This window comes from Acidicapsa borealis, assembly GCF_059115245.1.
Genome location: NZ_JCACNY010000001.1, coordinates 4,081,603 through 4,104,762, shown reverse-complemented (window position 1 = coordinate 4,104,762; position 23,160 = coordinate 4,081,603). Strand labels below are relative to the sequence as shown.

20 protein-coding genes are annotated in these 23,160 nt (G+C 58.8%); 15 read left to right on the top strand and 5 right to left on the bottom strand.

The features are described 5' to 3' along the window. Window positions 1-196 precede the first annotated feature (196 nt). From AC5S27_RS16855 to AC5S27_RS16840, 4 genes are all read left to right on the top strand, one after another. Window positions 197-832 (top strand): helix-turn-helix domain-containing protein, encoded by a 636-nt coding sequence (locus tag AC5S27_RS16855; RefSeq protein ID WP_493935730.1) that lies wholly within the window; start codon window positions 197-199, stop codon window positions 830-832. A 50-nt stretch (window positions 833-882) separates the two neighbouring features. Further along, entirely contained in the window at window positions 883-2,235 is a 1,353-nt protein-coding gene (locus tag AC5S27_RS16850; protein ID WP_493935729.1) for a sugar porter family MFS transporter, read from the top strand. 76 nt (window positions 2,236-2,311) lie between these two features. Further along, on the top strand, window positions 2,312-2,827 hold the full coding sequence (locus AC5S27_RS16845) for a Uma2 family endonuclease (protein ID WP_493935728.1): 516 nt from the start codon (window positions 2,312-2,314) through the stop codon (window positions 2,825-2,827). A 99-nt stretch (window positions 2,828-2,926) separates the two neighbouring features. Beyond that, a complete protein-coding gene (locus AC5S27_RS16840) occupies window positions 2,927-4,351 on the top strand; it encodes a cytochrome P450 (protein WP_493935727.1) in 1,425 nt (474 codons plus the stop codon). Here AC5S27_RS16840 and AC5S27_RS16835 read toward each other — a convergent pair. Next, entirely contained in the window at window positions 4,317-6,065 is a 1,749-nt protein-coding gene (locus tag AC5S27_RS16835; protein ID WP_493935726.1) for a glycosyltransferase family 39 protein, read from the bottom strand. The genes AC5S27_RS16840 and AC5S27_RS16835 overlap by 35 nt on opposite strands. A gap of 173 nt (window positions 6,066-6,238) precedes the next feature. Here AC5S27_RS16835 and AC5S27_RS16830 point away from each other — a divergent pair, with 173 nt between their 5' ends. From AC5S27_RS16830 to AC5S27_RS16780, 11 genes are all read left to right on the top strand, one after another. Continuing rightward, complete coding sequence (locus AC5S27_RS16830) at window positions 6,239-6,757, top strand: Uma2 family endonuclease (RefSeq protein ID WP_493935725.1); 519 nt, start codon at window positions 6,239-6,241, stop codon at window positions 6,755-6,757. Window positions 6,758-7,152: 395 nt separating this feature from the next. Beyond that, window positions 7,153-7,587 carry a 50S ribosomal protein L13 gene (rplM, locus tag AC5S27_RS16825; RefSeq protein WP_493935724.1) on the top strand — a complete coding sequence of 145 codons (435 nt, stop codon included), beginning with the start codon at window positions 7,153-7,155 and terminating at the stop codon, window positions 7,585-7,587. 56 nt (window positions 7,588-7,643) lie between these two features. Further along, window positions 7,644-8,039 (top strand): 30S ribosomal protein S9, encoded by a 396-nt coding sequence (gene rpsI / locus AC5S27_RS16820; protein ID WP_493935723.1) that lies wholly within the window; start codon window positions 7,644-7,646, stop codon window positions 8,037-8,039. A 147-nt stretch (window positions 8,040-8,186) separates the two neighbouring features. Beyond that, on the top strand, window positions 8,187-9,074 hold the full coding sequence (rpsB, locus tag AC5S27_RS16815; RefSeq protein ID WP_493935722.1) for a 30S ribosomal protein S2: 888 nt from the start codon (window positions 8,187-8,189) through the stop codon (window positions 9,072-9,074). 136 nt (window positions 9,075-9,210) lie between these two features. Further along, a complete protein-coding gene (locus AC5S27_RS16810; RefSeq protein WP_493935721.1) occupies window positions 9,211-9,870 on the top strand; it encodes a translation elongation factor Ts in 660 nt (219 codons plus the stop codon). Between the two features lie 213 nt (window positions 9,871-10,083). Next, entirely contained in the window at window positions 10,084-12,744 is a 2,661-nt protein-coding gene (locus AC5S27_RS16805) for a glycoside hydrolase family 2 protein (RefSeq protein WP_493935720.1), read from the top strand. A 97-nt stretch (window positions 12,745-12,841) separates the two neighbouring features. Then, window positions 12,842-13,078, top strand: coding sequence for a hypothetical protein (locus AC5S27_RS16800; RefSeq protein ID WP_493935719.1), 237 nt, complete (start codon window positions 12,842-12,844; stop codon window positions 13,076-13,078). 11 nt (window positions 13,079-13,089) lie between these two features. After that, window positions 13,090-13,374, top strand: coding sequence for a PIN domain-containing protein (locus tag AC5S27_RS16795; protein ID WP_493935718.1), 285 nt, complete (start codon window positions 13,090-13,092; stop codon window positions 13,372-13,374). Between the two features lie 75 nt (window positions 13,375-13,449). After that, a complete protein-coding gene (sseA, locus tag AC5S27_RS16790) occupies window positions 13,450-14,286 on the top strand; it encodes a 3-mercaptopyruvate sulfurtransferase (RefSeq protein ID WP_493935717.1) in 837 nt (278 codons plus the stop codon). An 83-nt stretch (window positions 14,287-14,369) separates the two neighbouring features. Further along, window positions 14,370-15,074 carry a UMP kinase gene (gene pyrH / locus AC5S27_RS16785; protein ID WP_493935716.1) on the top strand — a complete coding sequence of 235 codons (705 nt, stop codon included), beginning with the start codon at window positions 14,370-14,372 and terminating at the stop codon, window positions 15,072-15,074. A 91-nt stretch (window positions 15,075-15,165) separates the two neighbouring features. After that, complete coding sequence (locus AC5S27_RS16780; RefSeq protein WP_493935715.1) at window positions 15,166-16,227, top strand: acyltransferase family protein; 1,062 nt, start codon at window positions 15,166-15,168, stop codon at window positions 16,225-16,227. Between the two features lie 299 nt (window positions 16,228-16,526). Here the strand turns inward: AC5S27_RS16780 and AC5S27_RS16775 are convergent, their stop codons facing one another. The 4 genes from AC5S27_RS16775 to AC5S27_RS16760 form a co-directional block, all read right to left on the bottom strand. Then, window positions 16,527-17,726 carry a lactonase family protein gene (locus AC5S27_RS16775; RefSeq protein WP_493935714.1) on the bottom strand — a complete coding sequence of 400 codons (1,200 nt, stop codon included), beginning with the start codon at window positions 17,724-17,726 and terminating at the stop codon, window positions 16,527-16,529. 209 nt (window positions 17,727-17,935) lie between these two features. Next, window positions 17,936-19,138, bottom strand: a complete 1,203-nt coding sequence (locus AC5S27_RS16770) for a lactonase family protein (protein ID WP_493935713.1) — start codon at window positions 19,136-19,138, stop codon at window positions 17,936-17,938. Between the two features lie 142 nt (window positions 19,139-19,280). Beyond that, window positions 19,281-20,630 (bottom strand): beta-propeller fold lactonase family protein, encoded by a 1,350-nt coding sequence (locus tag AC5S27_RS16765; protein ID WP_493935712.1) that lies wholly within the window; start codon window positions 20,628-20,630, stop codon window positions 19,281-19,283. Between the two features lie 309 nt (window positions 20,631-20,939). Continuing rightward, complete coding sequence (locus AC5S27_RS16760; RefSeq protein WP_493935711.1) at window positions 20,940-23,072, bottom strand: M13 family metallopeptidase; 2,133 nt, start codon at window positions 23,070-23,072, stop codon at window positions 20,940-20,942. Window positions 23,073-23,160 lie beyond the last annotated feature (88 nt).

Sequence of the window (23,160 nt, the reverse complement as noted above, 5' to 3'; positions counted from 1 at the left end):
TGGCATGCCTGGGGAGGGCATACCCGAAACTATCGGGTGGTGACCATGTCTCACAGCATTCTACCCGTCTTCCCAGCGGAGTTTGATTCCTATTTCGGACAGGTACGTTCCCAGATAACTACCCCCGATAGATTTCAGAAATTCTTCCGAAATTTCGTTACAGATAGGTGGGAGACTTTTGCCTGGAGAGAAACAAATGACGAAATCCGTCTCGCATTCGGAATGGTTTCTTGCGCCGTATTGCATAGGAATGAAGTTGCGCAGCTTGCGCACTGAGAAGCGCTTGACGCTGGCCAGGCTGGCCGCAGAGACCGGGCTTTCGACGGCGCTTCTATCGAAGCTCGAAACAGACCGCATGGTGCCGACACTGTCGACGATGGCGACAATCTGCCGTGTCTACGGCGTAGGGCTGGGCCACTTCTTCTGCGAGCCTACGGAGCATTCGCTTTCGGTTACGCGCAAAGTGACAAGTCAAGGGCGAGGGCGGAGCGCCGAAGCGGGTGCGCGGATTCCGCTGAATCCAGGCGTGCCGGACCGCCGGATGGATGCCTGCCTGGTGGACCTGGCTCCCGGCGCGACGGCGGCCGAGCCCGAGGTTCGCGACGGCGGTGCGCTGCTGGTCTATGTGCTGGATGGACGGCTGCATCTGGATGTGGGCGGGATGCGTGAGACGCTGGAAACAGGTGACTGCGCGTACCTGGAAAGCGACATGCCGCTGGCCTGGGGTGCGGCGGGAAAGCAGCGCTGCCGGCTGCTTACAGTGACCCCATCGCTCAAGGAACTGGCGCGACAAGGGCAGCAGGAAAGTGTTTCGGAAGGAGCGGCCAAATAGGGGTGAGGTAAAAGGAGGAATGGTAACGGTCCCACCCTGTATGATGGCCGATGTTCCGAGAATCAGGGAGAACGATGCGGCCTAACTACTACTTGATGAAGGCAACGGTGAGCGGCGCCCTGGGCGGTCTGCTCTTTGGATTTGATACAGCAGTCATTGCAGGCGCGATTGACGCCCTGACCAAGCTCTATCACCTCACCGATACGACGCAGGGCTTTACCGTCTTTATCGCAGTCGCGGGTACGGTGGTGGGCGCGATGTTTGCAGGGTCGATCGGCCAGTGGCTCGGCGGACGCGAGACGCTTCGCATCACAGCAGTCTTTTACGTGATTTCGGCTCTGGGTTGCGCTATCGCCTGGAACTGGCCGGCGCTCCTTGGCTTCCGCTTCCTGGGGGGCCTGGGGATTGGAGCCTCGTCGGTATTGGGGCCTGTCTATATTACGGAACTGGCCCCGGCAAAATGGCGCGGGCGTATGGTCGGGACCTTTCAGATCAATGTCGTACTGGGCATCCTGCTGGCCTACGCTTCGAACTTCGCGATCCGTACGATGCACCTTGGCGGACTGGAATGGCGCGTGCAGCTTGGAGTGGCGGCGATTCCCGCGGTCCTCTTTTTAGTGCTTCTGTTTGGTATTCCCCGCAGCCCGCGCTGGTCGGTTTCGAAGGCTCGGATCGATGAGGCTATGCATGTCTTGAAGATGATGGGCGATCCAAATCCGGAGGCTGAACTGGCCGAGATTCAGCTTGCCTTGAAGGAAAGCCACGCCGTCGCGAACGAACCGGTCTTTCAGTGGAAGTACCGATATCCGCTCTTCCTGGCGATTACGATTGGCGCGTTCAATCAACTGGCCGGAATCAATGCGATTCTCTACTACTTGAACAACATCTTCGCTTCGGCGGGCTTTACACAAATGTCGGGAGACTTGCAGGCAATTGCCATTGGCGCGACGAATCTGGTCTTCACGTTGCTGGGCATGACGCTCATCGACAGACTGGGGCGGAAGACACTGCTGTTGATCGGCGCTGCCGGGACCGCGGCTTGCCTGGCCGGTGTGGCTTACGTGTTTCTAACCAACTCGCATCAGGCATCGCTGATCTGGCTGCTGGTGATCTACATTGCGTTCTTCGCGGTTTCGCAGGGCGCGGTGATCTGGGTCTATATCGGCGAAGTTTTCCCCAACGTCGTGCGCAACAAGGGGCAGAGCGTGGGGAACAGTTCGCACTGGATCATGAACGCAGCGATTGCGCTGATTTTCCCTATCCTTGCGGCTAAATCCGGGGGCGCGCCGTTTGTCTTCTTTGCGGTGATGACGGTGGTGCAGTTCGTGGTGGTGTTGTTCTTCTATCCCGAGACCAAGGGGCAGACGCTGGAAGCCCTGCAGCGGCGGCTGGTGAAAGGATAGGGAGTTAGAATCAGCGACTGCCGGACTTTCGTCTCGGATCGCTGATTCAACTCATTTCATGCTACGATCCGAAATTATGACGGCTTCCACGCAAATCTCGCTGAGCGAATATCTCGAGACAAGCTACCGCCCAGACTGCGAGTACGTAGATGGAGAAGTTCGGGAGCGAAATGCGGGCAAGTGGGAACACGCTCGATTGCAATGGCTTCTGGCCGCGTGGTTCAGCAATCATGAGAAGCAATGGGGAATTACCGGAAGTACTAAACAACGAGTGAAGGCACCAGGCGACCGGGTCCGCGTACCAGACTTAGTCGTTTTGCCCGCAGGGCCTCAACCGGATGTCCTGACGGAGCCGCCACTCTTAGTGATCGAGATTCTGTCACCTAACGATAGTTATTCCGACACGCAGGAACGAGCTAAGGACTATAGCGACATGGGTGTTCAAACTGTCTGGATAGTCGATCCGAAGACGAGGACTGGCCGTGTCTGCTCGGGGGAACAGTGGGTAGAAGCGAAGCGACTTGAAGTTGCAGGCACGCCCCTGTATGTCGAACTGGATGACATATTCGAGCAGATCCACTCGCAGAGCTAGGTCGCGAACTCGAGACTCATTTCGATACGGTCCAAGTTTCAATCCGGCCAGATACCTGGTGGCAAATATCCCTTTGCTCTCTGAGCTAGAATCGGGCGGGTGAGCACCTCTCCTAATCCGCAGGCGATACCTCCTGACATTCGCATGAGGCCGGGCACAAACCGGCCGGCTGGACCATCGTTCTGGCCCCGTTTGCTGCGTGGGGAGATGTTCCGCTTCAACTCCGCGGAGTGGCTGGTGGCAAATGCGCGGCTCTATGGCGACCTGGTGTATTTCGAGTCGCCGGGAGTGAAGGTGCTGCAGTTCAATCACCCGGATCTGGTGCAGGAGATGCTTGTCCGCGATGCGCCTCACCATCATCGCAACCTGATCGTGAAGCGCACCAGGACTGTCCTGGGTGACGGGCTGTTGACCAGCGAAGAGCCGCTGCATATGCGCCAGCGCCGGCTTGCACAACCGGCCTTTCATCGCCAGCGCATTCATGCCTATGGCGAAGTGATTACGCACTACACAACATTGATGACCAGCCAGTGGCAGAGTGGGGCGGTGATTGATGTGCAGCCGGAAATGCTGCTGTTGGCGCTTCGCATTGTGGGCAAGACGCTCTTCGATACGGATGTGGAGGGCGAGGTCCATAAGATCTCGGCTGCCGTGGATGCCTTCATGGGACTGATACCACTGGCTTTTCTGCCTTTTCCTGACCTTATCCAAAAGCTGCCGCTGCCGCCGATGCGGCGAATTCGCGAGGGCCGGGCGGGGCTGGATGCGCTCATTTACAGGATGATTCGCGAGCGGCGAGCGGATCCTGAGGATCGCGGCGACCTGCTGAGCATGCTGCTCGCGTCGGTCGACGCGGAGGCCTCGGCTGCGGCCGGGCAGGAAGTGCGGATGAGCGACCGCCAGGTACGGGATGAGTGCCTGACTGTCTTGCTGGCCGGCCATGAGACAACCGCAAATGCGCTGAGCTTTGTGTTGCGGTTGCTGGCCGATCATCCGGAAACGCAGGAGGCGCTCTTCGCGGAGAGTGAGAGAGTGCTAGGCGGGCGCGCTGCGACTGCGGACGACTACGGGCAACTAGGGCTGGCGGAGCGGGTCTTTGCTGAAGCGCTGCGGCTGTATCCACCGGTGTGGGTGACGGCGCGCACGGCTGCGGAGAGTTATGAGTATCGCGGATTTAAAATTCGCAAAGGAACGATTCTTATTGCGCCGCAGTTTGCGGTCCATCGCGATCCGCGTTACTGGCAGGATCCGGAGCGTTTCGATCCGGACCGTTTCCTGCCGGAGGCGAAGGCGCGGCGGTCGCGTCTCGCGTATTTTCCGTTTGGCGCTGGGAACCGGCAGTGCATCGGCGAGGGGCTGGCCTGGATGGAAGGCACACTGGCGCTGGCAACGATCATGCAGCATTGGCGGCTGTTGCCAACCGAGCCTGGAGGAGGTCCGATCGAGACGGCGCCATCGATTACGCTGCGGCCCAAGCGGAAAGTTTTGCTCAGGGCCGAGCGCCGTTCGCGGTCATCACATTGACTCCTGACGAGGAGGCTCCTACATCCACTCGGTAGATGAAAAACTCGGCGAAGTTCAAGAGTTCGCCGCTGTTGTAGCTGCCCATTGGCTGCACGGTGAGATTGCCGATGCGGCCGGGGTCGAGTGGGCTCTTGACGACGAGCAGGAAGCTGGCGTGTTTGGCGATGAAGCTGGAGAACTCGTCGACGCGTAGCGGGAGGCGCGAGGAGAAAAGCTTCATGGAGAGTTCGGCGTCGAGGTCTTCGGCGGGGCGAATGGAAGCGGGTGTGTGCAGGGTGTAGAAGAGACGACGCTCCAGTTTCGCCGAGACGTAGTGCTGCATTTGCGTATAGACCGGCGTGTTCGGCGCTACAACGGGAAGATCGCTCTTCTCGAGTGCCTGAACCCAGGGCAGTTGCTCAAACCTGGCGGAGAGTGGCGGGTGACGATGCAGGGAGCCAAAAATGAGTTCACGCTTTGCCTGGAAGAAGACAACGACGAATGCCGCGGCTAGGAACGCGCCGGCGATGCGGTTGCGCTTGAGCGCTTCGGCGGTTCCGGCCACGACTACGAGGGCCAGGCCGATCGTCAGTGGAAGGACATAGCGAGGCACGTAAACGCCCAGCAAGTGCGACAGTGGCCAGACGAAAAAGGGCAGCAGTGCCAGAGCGCCGATCAAGGTCCATTCCGGGATGGTGAATCCGCGATCGTTGATTTTCTCCAGATCGTCTCCGCTGAAGCTGCTATGGATGCGAACGATGGCGGGCCATGCAAGTACGACAAGCAGCACGGCGACAAGCCAGCCGATGCCGACAGCGTAGTTATAGGAGAAGAGGATCTGGCCGCCGCTCGGCTTGGACCAGAATAGGCCGGCGTACATGCGGTGGGCGGCGCTGAGTCCAGGGACTTCAACGACAAGGCAGACCGGTGCCAGCAGTATCGGCACCCATACGGCGAAGTCGATCCGTTTTGTCATCCAGTCGCGAACTGCCTGTCCGAGTGCGAAGGGGATCAAGACAAAGATGGCGAAGACGTGGCAGAGGATGGCAAAGGCTAGTCCGGCGAAAAGACCGAGCAGGCTGAGCCATCGCGAGAGCCGCGTGAGCCGTGAACGGACCGCGAACTCGAGACTCTGCCAGCAGTACAGTGCGCAGGTGACGGCTCCCAGAACAATGCCGTAGGTGCGCATTTCGGAGGCGTAATAGAAGACACCGGCGAGGGCGGGGAAGAGCAGTGCCGCGAGAGCGTACCCTACGCCGTAGCGGCGGACGACGATGGTATAGAGGCCGAGGCACATGACGAGGAATCCCAATTCGAAGGGCAGGCGTGCACGGACCTCGCTCTTACCGAAGGATTTCAGTTCCGCCTGAACGATCAGGGTGGGTACGGGGCTGGGAGTGTCGAGGCCGGCTTTGAAGAAGCTCCACACATCGTTGGAATGGGGTAGCTGTGCGATGTCGTAGCTGGCGAGCTCGTCCCACCAGAAGAGCTTGTTGGCGGACTGGGTGGTGGCCGCGATGCCCAGCAGCGCAAGCAGGAAGAACGCCCACATCAGGCCAAAGCGCTGGAAGGTCGCCTCTGCGGATTTCATACGAAAGCGGCTCATCGCGGATTGAGAAGTAGCGGATGCGGTCTCGGCAAATCCGTTCGGGGAGGTCTGTTCGGTTCCGACCTCTTCGACAGTGTTCTGCGCCATGGGCATCCCCGTCGACTGGGCTTTCTCGCAGTAAAGCATTTTTCCGTGTAGATCTACAGAGTCCCACAGGGGTACGCGCGGGTTTATCAAATTTTTATAAAGATTGCGGTTTGAAGGGCCCGAAATCCACCCAAATCAGGCTGCTCCGGCCGATCTGCGGTACGTGTTCATGCGGCTAACCGGCGACACAAAGTCGTGCTAACATCTCCCGTATGTCGACTACGACCCACATCCCGCTGAGCGAGTATCTGGAGACTAGCTATCGTCCAGATCGCGAGTACGTCGATGGGGAAATCCGGGAGCGGAACGTGGGTAAGTGGGAGCACGCAAGGATTCAGGCGCTATTGGCGATTTGGTTTGGAACCCACGAACAAGAGTGGGGGATACTCGTCAGCACAGAGCAGCGAATTCGCGTTCCCCGCGATAGAGTGCGCATTCCAGATGTGACAGTCCTTGTCGCCGGACCTCAGCCGGATGTTTTGGTTGAGCCGCCGCTCCTGGTGATTGAGATTCTGTCGCCTGACGACACCTATTCCGATACGCAGGAGCGGTCGTGGGATTACCGGAATATGGGTGTCGAGACAATCTGGATCATCGATCCGAAGACTCGCAGCGGGCGGATGTGCACTGGTTCGAACTGGACGGAAGCTAAGCGATTGGAAGTTCCCGGGACGCAATTATTCCTAAATCTCGATGAGATTTTCAGCCGGGTCAGCTCCGAAAACAGATAAATTGCGCGGCCGGCCGGAACGGCGGCGCATGCGTTGACTCCTGATCCAAAATCAAGTATTCTGAAGTCCTTGCGCGGTGTTGCGTCTGCTGGGCAACGGCTCTGTGTGGTTTTTCATCCGGAGTTGGGCTTGAGTCCGTTTTGAGCCGAGGCAGAGCACACCACCTTTCAGAGACGGGCTACATTGCAGCTAAGTTGTTTGCAATCATTGCCCAGCCCGGAAAGTTAAAAGCCCTGAAGGGTTCCGCGCATCCTACGCGAACAGGCTTGTTTAGACGTGGGTTTTTCGGTTCAGCCCGAGCCATTTTTGGCATGGGCGGTTTCTGTTGGTGTTTGCGAGCAGTTTTAGCAAGATTTGGCCGGACTCGAAAGTCTGGATTTGAAAGCGGGAGCGAGATGTCGACCTATATTCCGAGTGCGAAAGAGATTAACCGCAAGTGGTTCGTGGTGGATGCCAGTGGCAAGACCCTGGGACGCCTGGCCACCAAGGCAGCCGATGTGCTGAGCGGCAAACTGAATCCGAAGTACGTTCCGTACATCGATATGGGCGATCACGTCATCGTCATCAACGCGGACAAGGTCCGTTTGACCGGCCTGAAGTCGCAGCAGAAGTTGTATCGCCGCTACACCGGCTTCCCCGGTGGTCTGCGCGAGGAGTCGTTCACGCGCCTGTTGGCTCGCCGCCCTGAAAAGATCATCGAAGAAGCGATCAAGGGTATGCTGCCGAAGTCCAAGATGGGCCGCCAGATGGGCACCAAGCTCAAGGTCTACAAGGGCGACAAGCACCCGCACGAAGCGCAGCTGCCGGAAGCATTGGAAGTCCAGGCATAACAAATTCCTGATTCAGGTTTAAGGGTTCGCAAAGAACCCTGGAGAGTAAAGAGCACATGGCAGATTTGGTTCAGTACTACGGAACGGGCCGCCGCAAGTCGGCGATCGCCCGTGTTTTTCTGCGCCCCGGAACGGGCCAGATCAAGGTCAACGGCAAGAGCTACGAAGAGTACTTCGTGACCCCGGCACAGCGTGTGGCTGGCAAGCGCTCGCTTGTGCTGACCGAACTGCTTTCCTCCTTTGACGTGGTCACCACGGTCAAGGGCGGTGGTGTTTCGGCTCAGGCCGATGCGCTCAAGATGGGTTCTGCCCGTGCGCTGGTCATCTTCAATCCTGAGCTGCGCAAGCTGCTCAAGAGCGAAGAGCTGCTGACCCGCGATGCGCGCCAGAAGGAACGTAAGAAGTACGGACAGAAGGGTGCACGCGCACGCTTCCAGTTCAGCAAGCGGTAGTTCTCAGAGATCAGCTGGCAGAGATCAGTTCTTGCTGTTCTCTGTCAGCTGGTCGCTCAGTAGTCAAATTTCCGCCTTGGCAAGACTGGCGGCATCAATCCGGACCAGGCGAACGCCAGCCCGGATGCAACGCAATAAGGAGCTCAATTGGCAACCATTACCATGAAAGAACTGCTCGAAGCCGGTGTGCACTTCGGGCATCAGACCAAGCGCTGGAACCCCAAGATGAAGGAATACATCTTCGGCGAGCGCAACGGCATTTACATCATTGACCTGCAGAAGACGCTGAAGATGTTCAAGGACGCGTCGAAGTACGTCACCGACCTGTGCGCAGGTGGCAAGACGATTCTTTTCGTGGGCACCAAGCGTCAGGCTCAGGACGCGATTGCCGAAGAAGCGACCCGCGCCGGTATGCCGTACATCAACCAGCGCTGGCTGGGTGGACTGCTCACCAACTGGGTGACCGTGCAGAAGTCGGTCAAGCGTCTGCAGGAACTGGACGAAATGGCGACCGATGGCCGCTATGAGTTGCTCACCAAAAAGGAAGTCATCAAGCTGGAGCGCGAGCGTAAGCATCTGCAAGCGAACCTGGCCGGTATCAAGAACATGAAGCGGCTGCCTGATGCGCTCTTCATCGTCGACTCAAACAACGAAGCGATCGCCGTGAAGGAAGCCAAGAAGCTCGGCATCCCGGTCGTCGCCGTAGTGGACACGAACTGCGACCCGACCGTGGTCGACTACGTGATCCCAGGCAACGACGATGCGCTGCGTGCGATCCGCCTCTTCACTTCGAAGATTTCGGATTCGGCAGTCGAAGGCGTACAGCTGGTTGGCGACAAGCAGTTCGAGCAGGTTGCGGAAGCGGAAGCACCGGCTGAGCTGGTTACGCTGAATGCGGAAGAAGGCGAAGAAGCTGGCGAACCGGTCGAGGAAGTAGTTGACCTCGAAGCGGCCCTCGGCGGCGGTATCCGCAAGGCTCCGGGCGTAGTTTCTGCTCTGGATGCTGAAGCAGAGCCGGCTGAAACAGCCCTGTAATCATCGGCGCGACGAGCGCGTAGCAAGATGAAAGCGTGGCCGCCAGTTGATAAGCGCCACGCTTTTCTTGCGCCGGGATCTTTCCGGCGGGATTTGAATCAAAACGGATTGAGAAGCACAAAGGAATGGAGCGGAAATGACGACGGCAACTGAGAAGATTGGTGCGGGATTGGTCAAGGAGCTGCGCGAGAAGTCCGGCGCGCCCATGGGCGATTGTTTGAAGGCATTGCAGGAGAGCAAGGGCGATATGGAAGCGGCCTTTGTGGTGCTGCGCAAGCGCGGCATGGCTTCGGCCGCGAAGAAGGCCACGCGCAACACGAATGAGGGCGCCGTGGGCACCTACATTCACGCAGGCGGCAAGATCGGCGTTCTGCTCGAAATCAACTGCGAGAGCGACTTCGTTGCTCGCACGGACGATTTCCAGAACCTGCTGAAGGACATCTCGATGCACATCGCAGCCAGCGATCCTCGCTATGTGAAGCCTGAGGACGTAACCCCGGAAGATCTGGAGCGCGAGCGCGAAGTGTATAAGGCGCAGGCTGCGGCCACCGGCAAGCCGGAAGCTGTAGTCGCCAAGATCGCCGAGGGCAAGATGGCGAAGTTCTACGAGGAAGTCTGCCTGCTCGAGCAGCCCTTCATCAAGGATCAGTCCGTCTCGATCAAGGAACTGATCGCGCAGAAGGTGGGCAAGCTGGGTGAGAACATCACCGTGCGCCGATTCGCCCGCTTCAAGGTTGGCGATCCGAACTGGACTGTAGCCACAACGAAGATCGTCGAAGGCACTTCTGCCGAGTAAGCTTTCAGAATTTCAGCCGAAGGCCCGCAGCGCATGCTGCGGGCCTTCCTTTTGCCGCGAGCAATCGGCTACTGCCGGGACGCCTATACGTCTCGGCGGTTAAGATGGTCGAGACGATTTTCCACTCTTCAGGAGACGACTTTCTTGCCGAATTTTTCATCGCGCCGGGTTTCATTCGCAGTTTTGGTTGCGGCATTCGTTTTGATCACGAGCATGCGTGCGGCCGCCGCTGGGCAGTCGGGGCAGGTTGTCGTGTCGTCTGGATGGGAGTTGCAGGACATTGCTAAGGTGCCGGATGCTGGCGCGGCGATTTCAACTGTGACCTACAAGCCATCGTCCTGGTATACCGCAGTAGTGCCGGGAACGGTGCTGACGACGCTGGTGAAGAACGGCGTTTACCCTGAGCCGCTCTACGGCGAGAACAATCGCCCTGACCGAATTCCCGAAAGCCTGAACAAGACATCGTACTGGTACAGGACGGTTGTCGAAGTCCCCGCGGCATACAAGGGTCGCCACGTCTGGCTGAACTTCGACGGGATCAACTTCTCCGCCGACGTGTGGGTGAATGGGACCCAGGTTGGCACGATGCGCGGTGCGTTCAAGCGCGGCATCTTCGATATCTCGACCCTTGCCAAGCCGGGCGAGAAAGCTGCGATTGCCGTGCTGATCACGCCACAGCCGCATCCCGGTCTGCCCAGTGAACACACCATCGTCAATGGCATGGTGACCAACGGCGGCATCACGGCGCTGGATGGACCGACTTTTCTTTCAACCATCAGCTGGGACTGGCTGCCTGGCATTCGTGATCGCGATTCCGGCATCTGGGCGAAGGTGTTTCTGAGCTCGACAGGGCCGGTAGTCGTGAAGGATCCGCTGGTGACGACAGACCTGCCGCTGCCGAAGACCGACTCGGCAGACGTGGTGATTGCGACCACGCTTGAGAACATCACCGACCAGCCGCAAAAGGGCGTGCTCAAGGCCCAGTTTGGCGATGTTGCTGTGGAGAAGCCGGTTGAACTGGCAGCGCACTCCTCGCAGACTGTTTCGCTCGATGCGAAGGCGTTTCCGAAGCTGCACCTGATCAATCCGAAGCTGTGGTGGCCCAACGGGTACGGCCCTCAGAACCTGTACGCCGTGAAGCTGAGCTTCGACCAGGGCGGGACAAGCTCCGATGGGCAGAGCTTCCAGGTCGGTGTGCGCAAGATCAGCTACAGCGTGCCGGATTCGGAGAATCTGACCATCTCGGTGAATGGGGTCAGGGTTTTCATTCGCGGCGGTGACTGGGGACTCGACGAAGGCCTGAAGCGCATTCCTCGCGAGCGGCTTGAGGCGCAGATCAGGATGCACCAGCTGGCCAACATGAACCTAATCCGCAACTGGGTCGGGCAGTCGACGGGCGAGGATTTCTACGAGCTCTGCGACAAGTACGGCATGCTGCTGTGGGACGAATTCTTCCAGCCGAACCCTTCGGATGGGCCGAACCCTGACGACCTGCCAACGTACATGGCCAACGTGCGGGATAAGATACTGCGCTACCGCAATCATGCAGCGATCGCTGTGTGGTGCGCGCGCAATGAGGGCTTTCCGCCGAAGGAGATTGATGATCAGCTGCGCATCCTGATGAAGGAATTGGAGCCGACGCGACGCTATCAGCCGAGCTCGACTTCAGGCGCTGGCGTGAACTCAGGGGGGCCGTATCGATGGCGCACGCCGCGTGAGTATTACTACTTCAATGAGGCGTTCAAGACGGAGATTGGCACTTCGTCCATTCCGACGATCGAGAGCGTGCAAGGCATGCTGGACAAGAAGGACTGGGAGCAGATCGACGACGCCTGGGCGGAGCACGATCTGGCCCGCGGCGCTTCGGCTGGCGACACGTATCCGAAGACGCTGGCTGATCGCTACGGCAAGATCGCCAATATGGCAGACTTCGTACGCAAGAGCCAACTGGCCAACTACGAGGCCTTCCGCGCCATGTACGAGGGGCGCAATGCCAAGCTATTCAATCCTTCGACTGCTGTCATCACGTGGATGAGCAACCCCGCGCAGCCGAGCTTTGTGTGGCAGATCTACCACCATGATTTCGAGCCGATGTCTTCGCTATTCGCGGTAAAGAAATCGGGCGAACTGATCCACATCCAACTCAACGAGAGCAACGGCTCGATTGAAGTGATCAACAACAGTCCGGCGACGATTACCGGGCTTACGGCGTATGCGTGGGTTTACAACCTCGATGGCACCGAGGTCGAGAAGCACGAGATGCCTGTCACCGGTCCGGCCAGCACGGCGATTGATCTTGGGAATCTGCATCCCATTGCAGGCACGTGGGACAATCCGCAATACTCGGCTGTCAGCTTCGTCAAGCTGGAGTTGCGCGATAAGGCTGGCAAGCTCATCTCTGACAACTTCTATTGGCGTGGATTGCCCGAACACCAGGACGACCTCACCGCTCTCGATCAGCTCAAGACGGTCACGCTTGAAGCCAAGGCGACCAGCCGCACCGTCAACGGCAAAGTCGAACTGACGGTAACGCTGCATAATCCCGCCAAGCAGATTGCGCTGATGACACATTTGCAACTGCGTCGCGGCAAGCCGGTCACTTCGGCGAATCCTCTCGATCACGTGACGAGCCGCGTACTCCCAGTCTTCTACAGCGACAACTATGTGTCGCTGATTCCGGGCGAGACACGCACGATCACCATCGAAGCGTCGTCGTCGGACCTGAAAGGCGAGGCTCCGCAGATTGTCGTTGACGGATGGAATGTCAGCGTTTCGTCCGCGGGGTCGCAGGTACCCGTGACGCCGAACGCCAATGCGCAGGTGGAGCACTGGCCTGTGACCAACCTGCCGATCGTCGCGCATACGTGGAAGTAGCTTGAGTGGGCGCCGATGGCAAGAGCGACTTTTCACGGCACCATGATGATTGACTAGAGGCATTCCCAACGAGATACTCAAACAAGGAGGTAGCCATATGAGCGTCGAAATTCATGAACCCGAGATCGAATTGCTGATTGAGCAGCGCATGGCTACCGGAGCCTTTCGGAATGTGGAAGCTGTTCTGCTTCATGCGCTGAAGTCTGCGCCCATTCCGCCCTCGGTTAAGCCGAGCAAGCAGAACTTTGCCGATTTTTTGATGTCATCGCCATTGCGTGATTCTGGCCTTGAGTTCGAGAGAGTGCACGATTACCCTGTCCCCGCTGAGTTCTGATAGGTCTCCGAGTGAGTGGTTTCCTGATCGACACCAATGTCATTTCTGAATTTGCGAAGCCTGCTCCGAGCCATAAGGTGCAGCAGTGGTTTCGGAATGCCGATCCTGAAAGTCTGTTTGTCAGCGTTATCACTCTCGGCGAAATCAGGCTTGGAATTGAAAACTTGCCGGCAAGCACAGTATCCACAGCAGACGGATTGATTGCTGCTACGGCTCTCGAATATGATCTAGCGCTCGTCACGCGAAATGTCGCAGATTTCCAGGGCCTGTGGTTGACCTTAGTGAATCCCTGGTAACAATGCTCCTTGGTTGGTCGATCATCCTGTCGGCATATGTTGGTGACGACAAGTAGAAGAAGATAAGCTAATCCGATGAATCCTCTAGTTTCTATTGAATGGCTTAGTAGTCACTTGAATGAGCCGAATCTGGTGATACTTGATGCAACGTTGCCGCCGGTTGGGGTTTCGCCTGCACCGGACGTGCGTGGGCGTTATGTTGAGAAGCATCTCCCGGGTGCGGTCTACTTCGATATTGAGGAGTTTTCGGATCATTCTTCCGGGCTGCCACATACTCTGCCTTCAGCGGAAGAGTTTGCGCGCAAGGCTTCTGCGCTTGGTGTTGGTGATGGAATGACCATCGTGATTTATGAGCAGGAAGGTGTGTTTTCTGCACCTCGTGCGTGGTGGATGTTCCGTACGTTTGGGGCTGAGCGGGTCTTTCTGTTGGATGGCGGATTGAAGGCCTGGACCGATGGTGGGTTGCCGGTCGAGTCTGGCGAAGTGCGGCGGAAGGTTGCTTCCTTTCAAGCCGTGCTGAACGGCGGCGCGGTGAGGGAGTTTACGGAGATTCAGGAGCTGATTCAGCAGAAGGCGCAGATTCTCGATGCGCGATCGGCTGGGCGTTTTGCTGGGACCGCGCCGGAGCCAAGGCCGGGCCTGTCTTCTGGGCATATGCCGGGGGCTACCAGCGTGCCATTTACGGAGTTGCTGGAGCAGGGAAGTCTCAAGTCTGCTTACAAGCTGCGTGAGGTCTTTGCGGCCAAGGGTGTTGATCTTGCTGCACCGATTACGACGACTTGCGGTTCCGGCGTGACTGCTGCTGTTGTGGCCTTAGGTCTAGAGATCGCAGGAGCCAAATACGTCAGTCTCTACGACGGTTCCTGGGCAGAATATGCGCAGCGCCCTGAAGCGGTGATTGAGAAGGATTGAACTCGGAATGCGCGGCCTTCCGGGCTGTGCTGTCTCAGGTTACGGGGGAAGCAGAACGCCGTATATGCGATACTCGAAAGGGTATGTATAAGCGGATCGTACTCAAGCTCTCAGGGGAGGCGCTCGCCGGCAAGAAGGGTTTCGGCCTGGATGCAGAGCGCGTCATTGAAATCACCAACGAAGTTGTCGAAGTCCGCGCTCTTGGCGTGGAAGTGGCGATCGTCGTCGGTGGTGGCAATTTCTTTCGCGGCGTCGCCGAGCACGCCAAGGACATGGACCGCGTCTCCGCTGACAACATGGGAATGCTCTCGACTGTCATCAATGCAATTGCTTTGCAGGATGCGATTGAGAAGCACGATGTCCAGTGTCGTGTGATGACGGCAGTTGCCATGGACCAGATTGCTGAGCCTTACATTCGGCGCCGCGCTGTGCGCCACCTTGAAAAGGGCCGCGTGGTGATCTTTGCTGCCGGCATTGGCAATCCTTTCTTCTCGACCGATACCGCCGCATCACTCCGCGCGATGGAGATCAAGGCCGATGTGCTGATGAAGGGTACCAAGGTTGAGGGCATCTACAACGCCGATCCTGTGCTCTTCAAGGATGCAGTGAAGTACGACGAGATCACCTACATGGAGATCCTGAAGCAGGGCCTCAAGGTCATGGACCTGACTGCTGTAAGCCTGTGCAAGGACAATAACCTTCCAATGATCATCTTCAACATGAATCAGGCGGGGAATATCCGCAGGGTTGCGTTGGGTGAGAAGGTTGGATCGCTGGTTACTTCGTAGCCTTTGTTCCGCGTCCGTGCTTTCTTCCGAGTTCGATCAAGTCTTAACAACTTCCTGTTTCCTGCCCTAGTAGTCTAGCGTCTAACTGCGAGTGGAAGTCCAAAAGCCAGCCCGGTTAAACGCCCTGACGGGGCTGCGCTGTTTCGCAGCGCTGAATATTGTCTTCTTCCATTTTGGTGATCCTAAGTCCTTCGGGCCTCTGGCTCCGGTGGTGGACGCCGGCTATCTTTCGGTCAGCTTCTTCATTATGCTTTCCGGCTTTGTGCTGGCGTATAACTACGCGGGGCGCGCTCGGGAAGGCAAACTGGACAATGTGAAGTTCTGGAAGGCGCGGTTTACGCGGCTCTATCCGGTGTACATTCTGGCGCTGGGGCTGGGCTGGCAGACGCTTGCCGGCGAGCGGGCTACGCATACTACGGACATGTTCTGGCTGGGGGTGGGGCTGACGCCGCTCCTGCTGCAGGGCTGGATTCCGGTGATCGCTACGTTCTGGAATACGCCTGCGTGGACGATGTCGGCGGAGACTGCCTACTACGTCATGTTCCCGTGGATTGCTGCTCTGAAGCCGGCGCGGAAGCTCTCTGGGCATCTCTTGCGGCTGGGTGCGCTTTGGGTGCTAGGGATGATTCCTGGCACGCTCTACTTCCTGCTCAATCCCGATCATCTGGATCATGTGGACCGGATGTCGAGCGGTTATTGGCTGGAGGCACTGAAGGCCACGCCTCTGCCCCATCTCCCCAGTTTCGTCTTTGGCGTGCTGCTGGCGAGTCTGGATGAGATTGTGCCGCGTCTGGGGTGGCTGCGGGTGGTGATTGGGCTGGTTGGATTTGCCGGTATCTATGGCGTGCTGGTGATGAGGCCACCGTATCCGCTGATCCATGATGGGATGCTGATGCCGCTGTTTGGCTGCCTGATCCTGGGCCTCTCCGGAGTCAACGTGCTGTCGAAGTTCTTTGGGTTGAGGTTGTTTGTCTTTGTTGGCGAGTCGAGCTACTGCCTTTATATGATTCACTTCAACGTCTGGAACATGCTGGACCTGAACCGTTTCAGCAAGTGGATCAGCTATCCGATCATCGTATCGCTTGGGTTGTTGACGCTTTACGTCGTTGAAAAGCCGGCTCAGAAGCTGCTGCGGAAGTGGATGGGCGCCTAATTTCAGCGATTTTTCGGGTGAAATTGACAGAAAGGGGGGGTACCCCCGCTTTGGCTGGTAAGCCTTTTTGCATGAGTCAGTTGACGCTCGTTTTGATGCGCTTAAGTGGGGCTTAAGGGCGGTTAACAACAGATTCCCTGCGGGAATGACGCCGAGAAAAGGAAAGGCAACCGGGATTGTTTTCCTATTATGCGCTTTTTGTGGCGAATTGTAAGCAAGGAAAAGGGCAGCTTCCTTTCGGGAGCTGCCCTTTCTGGTGCGGTGTGTCAACCTGGGAACAGGGTGGGAACAGACTGGGATTACGGCTGGTTGATCTGGATGGAGTGGTTGCCACGTGGTACCGAGGCCAGTGCTGTCGGCAGCCCGATGCTCGGATAGGGGCCGTTCTGGGTGGCCGTAAGAGTGCCGGTGTTGGGATTGATCTTGAAGCCGGAGAGTGAGTTGTCCAGGTTGTTGGCGGTGTAGACGTAGCGGCCAAATCCGGGATCAATGATCACGGCAACGGGCTGGGTGCCGGTTGAGTTGACGGTGGTGCCGCTGGTATTGACGGCTGCCGACGGGGTACCGGTTGCCTTGTCGATGGCGTAGGCGGAGAGTGAGTTGTCGAGCTCGTTGGCCAAGTAGATGTAGAGGCCGCGGGGGTCGATCTGGATGCCGGTGGGCTGGTTGCCGGTCTTGAAGGGTCCGTTGATCAGCGGGTGAAGAACGCCCTGGTCGATGATGGCGTAGGCGATCAGTTGGTTCTGAGCGAAGTCGGTGACGTAGACGAAACGGCTGGTCGGATCGCTGGCGAGAGAAACTGGCTTGACGCCGGCGGCGAAGGGACTGCCGGCGAGGGCAGTGAGAGTGCCTGAGCTGGAAGCGTAGCCGTACACGTAGCCGTTGCCCTTGGTGGAGTCATACGAAGTGACGTAGGCGGCGATGCCGCTGGCCAGGGCATTGACCGCGGTGGGATTGACACCGACGGGAACGTAGTTGAGAGAACCCTGGGCGATAGACGCACCGAGGGAACCGTCGGAACCTACGGGGAAGACCGCCAGAGCCCCGCCACAGGGGGTCTCGCTGGCGCTGGAGCAGCCGGGCTGGTACTTGTTGGCGACGTACAGAAGCTTGCCGTCTCCGCTCATGGAGATGGAGACAGGGGTGTTGCCTTCGGCGCTGAGGGTGGTGGTCTTGGCCGAGGTGAGCACGCCACTACCGGAAATATTGAATTCTACGATGGTGCTGTCGCCCTGGTTGGCTACGTAGAGATGCTGGAAATCCGTTGAAACGGCTTCCGCGACGGGGTCCACACCGCCGGAGGAGATGGCTTTGCCGACAGGGCTGAGAGCGCCGGAGACGCGGTCGGCAACGAATGTCTGGATCTGACCGGGGTTGGCCTTGTTACCGGTGACGAACACGTAGTCGATCGTGACAGGGCTGCAAGCGGTAAATGCGCAGGCCAGTATAAGTGCGGTGGCGGAGACCAGAGAAACTTGGCCGGCTTTGCTGAACTTCATCTGTTTCCTTCATTGTGGGCCACGAGCGCGGGACCCAATTCGAACTGGTTTAGGTTGTCCATCTTGATTGTATGAGGTCAAGATGGCCTTCGGCTAGGATGCAGTGCGACTGCTGGAACTGGTTTCACTGGAAGCGCGCCTTGCAACATGTACGAGAAGCTGGTGTAACTTGGACGCGCTTTTCCAGTGAGGGTCATCCGTCGTTGGCTTTACTTGGGTGCAGTTCCGGAGTGCGGAATGCCTGCAACGGCGGTCGGCTGGACACTCGAAACGAAGGGGGAGCGCTTGGTGTTGATGAGCGTTCCGCTGTTCGGATCGATCTTGTAACCGCTGAGCGAGTTGCCCAGGAAGTTGACGGTGTAGAGGAAACCGAGGTGGCGCGGGTCGACGGTGACGGCGACGGGCTGTGTATCGGTTGCGTTGGATGCGATCGAGGTGAGCGTGCCGGCGTTGATGGCGTAGCCCGTCACGGTGGAATCGCCTGAATTGGAAACGTAGAGGAACTTGTCCTGGTCGATGGTCAGCGCGGTGGGCAGGCTGCCAGAGGCAACGGTGCTCTGCAGAGTGACGTCGCCGGTGGCCCCGATGGCGTATGTGGAGATTTGACCTTTCAACTTGTCGGCAACGTAAAGGAACGAGCCGACCGAGTCCGTGGCGAGAGCGACCGGGGATGCGCCGGCTGGGATGGGGGTGCCGCCGTTCAGCAAGGTGAGCGTGCCGTCGGAGTTGGCCGCATAGGCGAAGAGGTAGCCGATGCCGGTGACCGCATTGTACGCGGTCACGTAGAGGCTGTTGCCGGTCGGCGAGGTGACAATGGCGGTCGGGGTGAGCACTGTCTTCGTGTTTGAAGCGGACAGTGTAAGGGGCCAGTAATTCGGGTAGGCGCTGGAGTTGGCAACCGGTGTGCCCAGGACTCCTGTTTTGGGATCGATCGGGTAGACGGCTACGTCCCCAGGGCAGGTGTTGGTCTGGCTGCATCCGGGCAAGGGCTGGAGGAGATCGACGACGTACAGGAATGTTCCGGCGGCGTTCACAGAGACGGCCAGCGGGAAGGATCCGGGGGTATTGACCGTGCTCTGGGGATAGAGCTTACCGTCGGTGCCGATCACAAAATGCGTGACGTTATTGTCGTCTTCGTTGACGACGTAGAGATACTTGAAATCGGGCGAAGTGGCCTCGGCGACGGGATTGCGGCCGCCGGAAGGGAAGGGCGAGGTGGGAATGGTCCGAAGGGATCCGGATTCCGAGTTGACCTCGTAGACTTCGATCTGGCCGGGTGTCTGCTTATTGGTAGCGACAAAGAGAAATCCGACCGTCAGGGTGCCGCAGGCGGTGAATAAGGTAGCCAATACGAGTGCGATGGCGGAAACCAGGGTTACTTTCCCGATTGTGCCGACTTTGCCGAACTTCATGCGTTTCCTTCGTGATCAACTTGGGCGCATCCGCTGCGGCCATTGTGGCTTGTTGCAGGAGGATTTGCCGGGTTCGGGGTTTAGCAGAAAGGCCCGCAGTTGAGGCGGGCCCTTCTGTGAGGGTGAGACGCGTACAGACCGGTTAGTTGGTACGGCCGGTGGCAACGCACCAGGTAGCCGGTCCGGTGAGTGGGAAGGTTCCAGAGCTGCCCTGCAGCTGACGAAGCGCGCCGGAGTTGGGATCGAGCAGACGGCCGGTGATGGTGGAGTCGGTCGCGTTTGCTGTGTAGATGTACTGGTTCGAGGGATCTTCTAGCAGGCACTGTGGACCAGAGCCAGTTCCCCACGGCGAACCGGGATCGACGCTGAGCTCAGAATCCTGCGGGCTGATCGAGTAGCCGGCGATGCCTGCGCCGGTGCTGCTGCTGGCTCCAACCTGGTTGACGACGTAGAGGAACTTACCCTTGCTCTCGACGATCAGGTAGATGGGGCTGGCCAAGGTCGGATCTCCGGGGACCGCGCCGCCGGTCAGGGACTGGAGGGCGCCGTTGGTGCCAACGGTGTAGGGGAGGATCTGCGAAGGGCTGGTTGTGGTGGTGCCGCTGGCAGTGACAGTGATGGGCTCGTTGTCCAGGATGTAGACCTTGGCGCCGGCATATACGATCGCCGTGCCTTGACCCATGGGCTGACCGGAACCATTGGTGATCACCTGAGGGGTGCTCTGGCTGACGGTCAACTGTCCACTGGAGGAGCTGTAGGAATAGGGATAAACGGTCTGTCCGGATGGGGCTCCCGGTTCGCCGCTGAGAGTCATCACGTAGCTGGATGCCGCGAGCGCGAAGTCGATCGGGTTGGCCGGAACTGGGAAGTAGGTGACCTGGGTGCCGGTCGAGGCGGTCAGCTGAGAGTTGGTGACCAGCGTGAGGCGGCCAGTGGTCTGGTTGATCGCGAAGACCGAGATATCACCGCAGGAGGTAGCGCCGGGAACGACTGTGGAGCAGTAGGCACTGCTCGGAGCGTCATGATCCAAGGCCAGCAGGAAGTTGCCGGAGGCATCCGCGAGGAGGCGGAAGGGATTCAGCCCCTGCGTGTAAAACGTCTGCTGCGGGGTGAGGATGCCATTGCCGCCGACGACGAACTGGGTAATGTTGGCGGTGGTGCAGGGATCAGCCGCGGTGCAGGTGCTGCCGCCGGCTGCGTTGGTCCCCTTGTTGAGCACGTAAACGAAGCGTCCGCCGGTCGGGAGCACGATGCGGACCGGATTGGCACCGCCGCTCGCAACCGGGAGACCGTGCATTGCGATCAGTTTGCCGTTGTTGTTGTCGATTTTGAAGCCGCTGATAATGCCGTTACCGTTGGGCGTCGCTGTTACCGTACCCGTGACATACAGATAGCCTGAGGTAAAACTTCTGACGCAAGAGCTGAGGCTGAATACGATTGCCGAGCTGAGGGCAGCGGTCAGCACTGTCTTGCCGAATTTCCTGAACTTCATGCTTTTCCTTCGTCCTGATCCAGCCTTTAGCCGGCAGGTTTCATGTTCCGCAGCAGAGCTGGGTTGGGATGGGGTCCCTCGCTGCATTGTAGAAGGTGCGGGGTCATTGTGCATAGTTTCTGGCGCGGTGGAAAGCATACGCACTCGTTACCCCGTGTGGTTGCTGGTGTTTGGACGCAGGGGAGGCTGATCCGGTATCGGGGAAAATTGCGAATCGGGAGGGAGTTGTGAGAGTGGATTTGAGACGGTGAGATGAGGCCACCCTGGCGGAAAAGTTCTTGCCAGGGTGGCTGGTGGTGAGGGTAGTTTTTACCAGACGCGGCAGGAGTGGGCCGGGTACATGGGCTGGCCTTTCTTGCAGCCGAAGGCTTTGCCGAACTCTTCGAAGTTCTGCACGACGCCGTTGGTGCGCCAGCGGCCGGGAGAATGCTCGTCGGTGAGGGCGGACTGGCGGGCGGACTCATCAGTGTTGTTTTCGCACCAGGTCTGGGCGAAGCTGATGAAGAAGCGCTGGGACGACGTGAAATTATCGATTTTTTCGTCGACGGACTTGTGTTCGGCGGCGAGCGTGTCGAGCAGGGCCATGTAGGCGATGCGGAGGCCGCCGTTGTCGGCGGTGTTTTCGCCGAGGGTGAGGGCGCCCTTGAGGTGAACTTCGGGTTGACCGTCGTGTGCGGGTGAGGCGACGAAGCCGTCGTACTCCTTGACTTCGCAGTCGGTTCGCTCGGTGAACTTCTTGCGGTCATCGGCGGTCTGCCATTCGCGGAGGTTGCCCTTGCCGTCGAACTTGGAGCCCTGATCATCGAAGCCGTGGGTCATTTCGTGGCCGATGACCATGCCGATGGAGCCGAAGTTTACGGCGGGGTCGGCCTTGGGATCGAAGAACGGCGGCTGGAGGATGCCAGCGGGGAAGTTGATGTCGTTCATGGAGGGGTTGTAGTAGGCGTTGACGGTGGGCGGGGTCATGCCCCACTCCTTTTCGTCGACGGGCTTGCCGAGCTTGTTGAGGTCGTAGTTGCGCTCGAAGACCTGCTGGCGGGCGAGGTTGCCCATGAGGTCGTCGCGCTGGACTTTGAGAGCGGAGTAGTCGCGCCACTTTTCCGGGTAGCCGATTTTATTGCGGAACTGGGCGAGTTTGGCTTCGGCTTCTTTCTTGGTGGCTTCGCTCATCCAGGGGAGGGTCTTGATGTCGTCGGCGAGGCTCTTTTCGAGGGCGGCGACGAGTTTGTCCATGCTGGCTTTGGAGGTGGGCGGGAAGTTCTGCTTGACCCAGTCCTGGCCTACGGCTTCGCCGAGGGCGGCGTCGGTGTAGTAGGTGCATTCTTTCCAGCGCGGGGTCTGTTCGAGCTGGCCGCCGAGGGTCTTGCTGAAGAAGGCGAAGTTTTCGTCGTAGAAGGTTCTGGGTAGCGAGAAGGCTTCGCGGTGGAGGAGACGCCAGCGGAGGTAGGACTTCCAGGTGTCGACTGGCTCGGAGGCCATGAGGTCGCTCAGGCCTTTGAAGAAGCCGGGGTCGGTGACGTCCAGGGTGTCGATTGGGCGGAGTTGGATGGCGGCCAGGTAGAGCGGAAGGTCCAGGGCCGGGGCGGCGGTGTGGAATTCGGCGAGGGTCTGGATGTGGTAGGTGTTTTCGGGGTCGCGCTGGGCGGTGCGATCCATGGAGACTTTGGCGAGCGCGGTTTCAATCTTGATCACTGCGGCTGCTTCCTGGGCGGCTTTTTCAGGGGTGTCGCCGGCGAGGGTGAACATCTTTGTGATGTGGGCGAGGTACTGCTTGCGGATTTCGCCGAAGTGCTGGTCATCGACGAGGTAGTAATCGCGATCGGGGAGCGAGGTGCCGCCCTGGTAGATGGCGAAGATCTGCTTGGATGAGTCCTTGAGGTCCTGGGTGATGCCGCTGCCGAAGGGGGTTACAGAGTAGCCTTTGGCAGCCAGCTCGCCGAGGAGGGCGGTCAATTCGTGGGTGTTATTGAGGGCTGCGACGCGGGCGAGGATGGGTTCGAGCGGGGTGAGGCCTTTCTGGTCGAGCAGGGCGGTATTCATGCAGGCACCGTAGAAGTCGCCGTACTGCTTCTGCAGGGGGCTGGTGGGCTTGGCGGCGGCGGTGTCGAGCTCTTTCCAGAGGAGATAGATATTGGCTTCGCTGAGGACGGAGAAGGAGCGTCCCCAGGCGACCTGATCGGCGGGGATGGGGTTGTTCTTCATCCAGTTGCCGCAGGCGTATTGGTAGAAGTCGTTGCAGGGGTCGACGGACTTGTCGATGGCGGCGGTGTCGAAGCTCTTGGATGGGGAGACTGGGGCTGGCTTCGAGTTGGCGTCGGCGGCGGCGCTTACGGATAGGGATTGTGCCTCTACCCGGCCCGGGGCCGTGATCGCGGCGGTGAGGATAGCGACAGCGCTGATGGCGGTTGCGAGGCGGGCGTTACGAGAGCGAAGGAAGTGCATGGGAGCCTTTCAAGATGAAGCCGAGACGAATCGGGATAACGGTAGCATGGGGGCGCATCCGTTGTGTTGCTATGCGCCCCATGGCTTA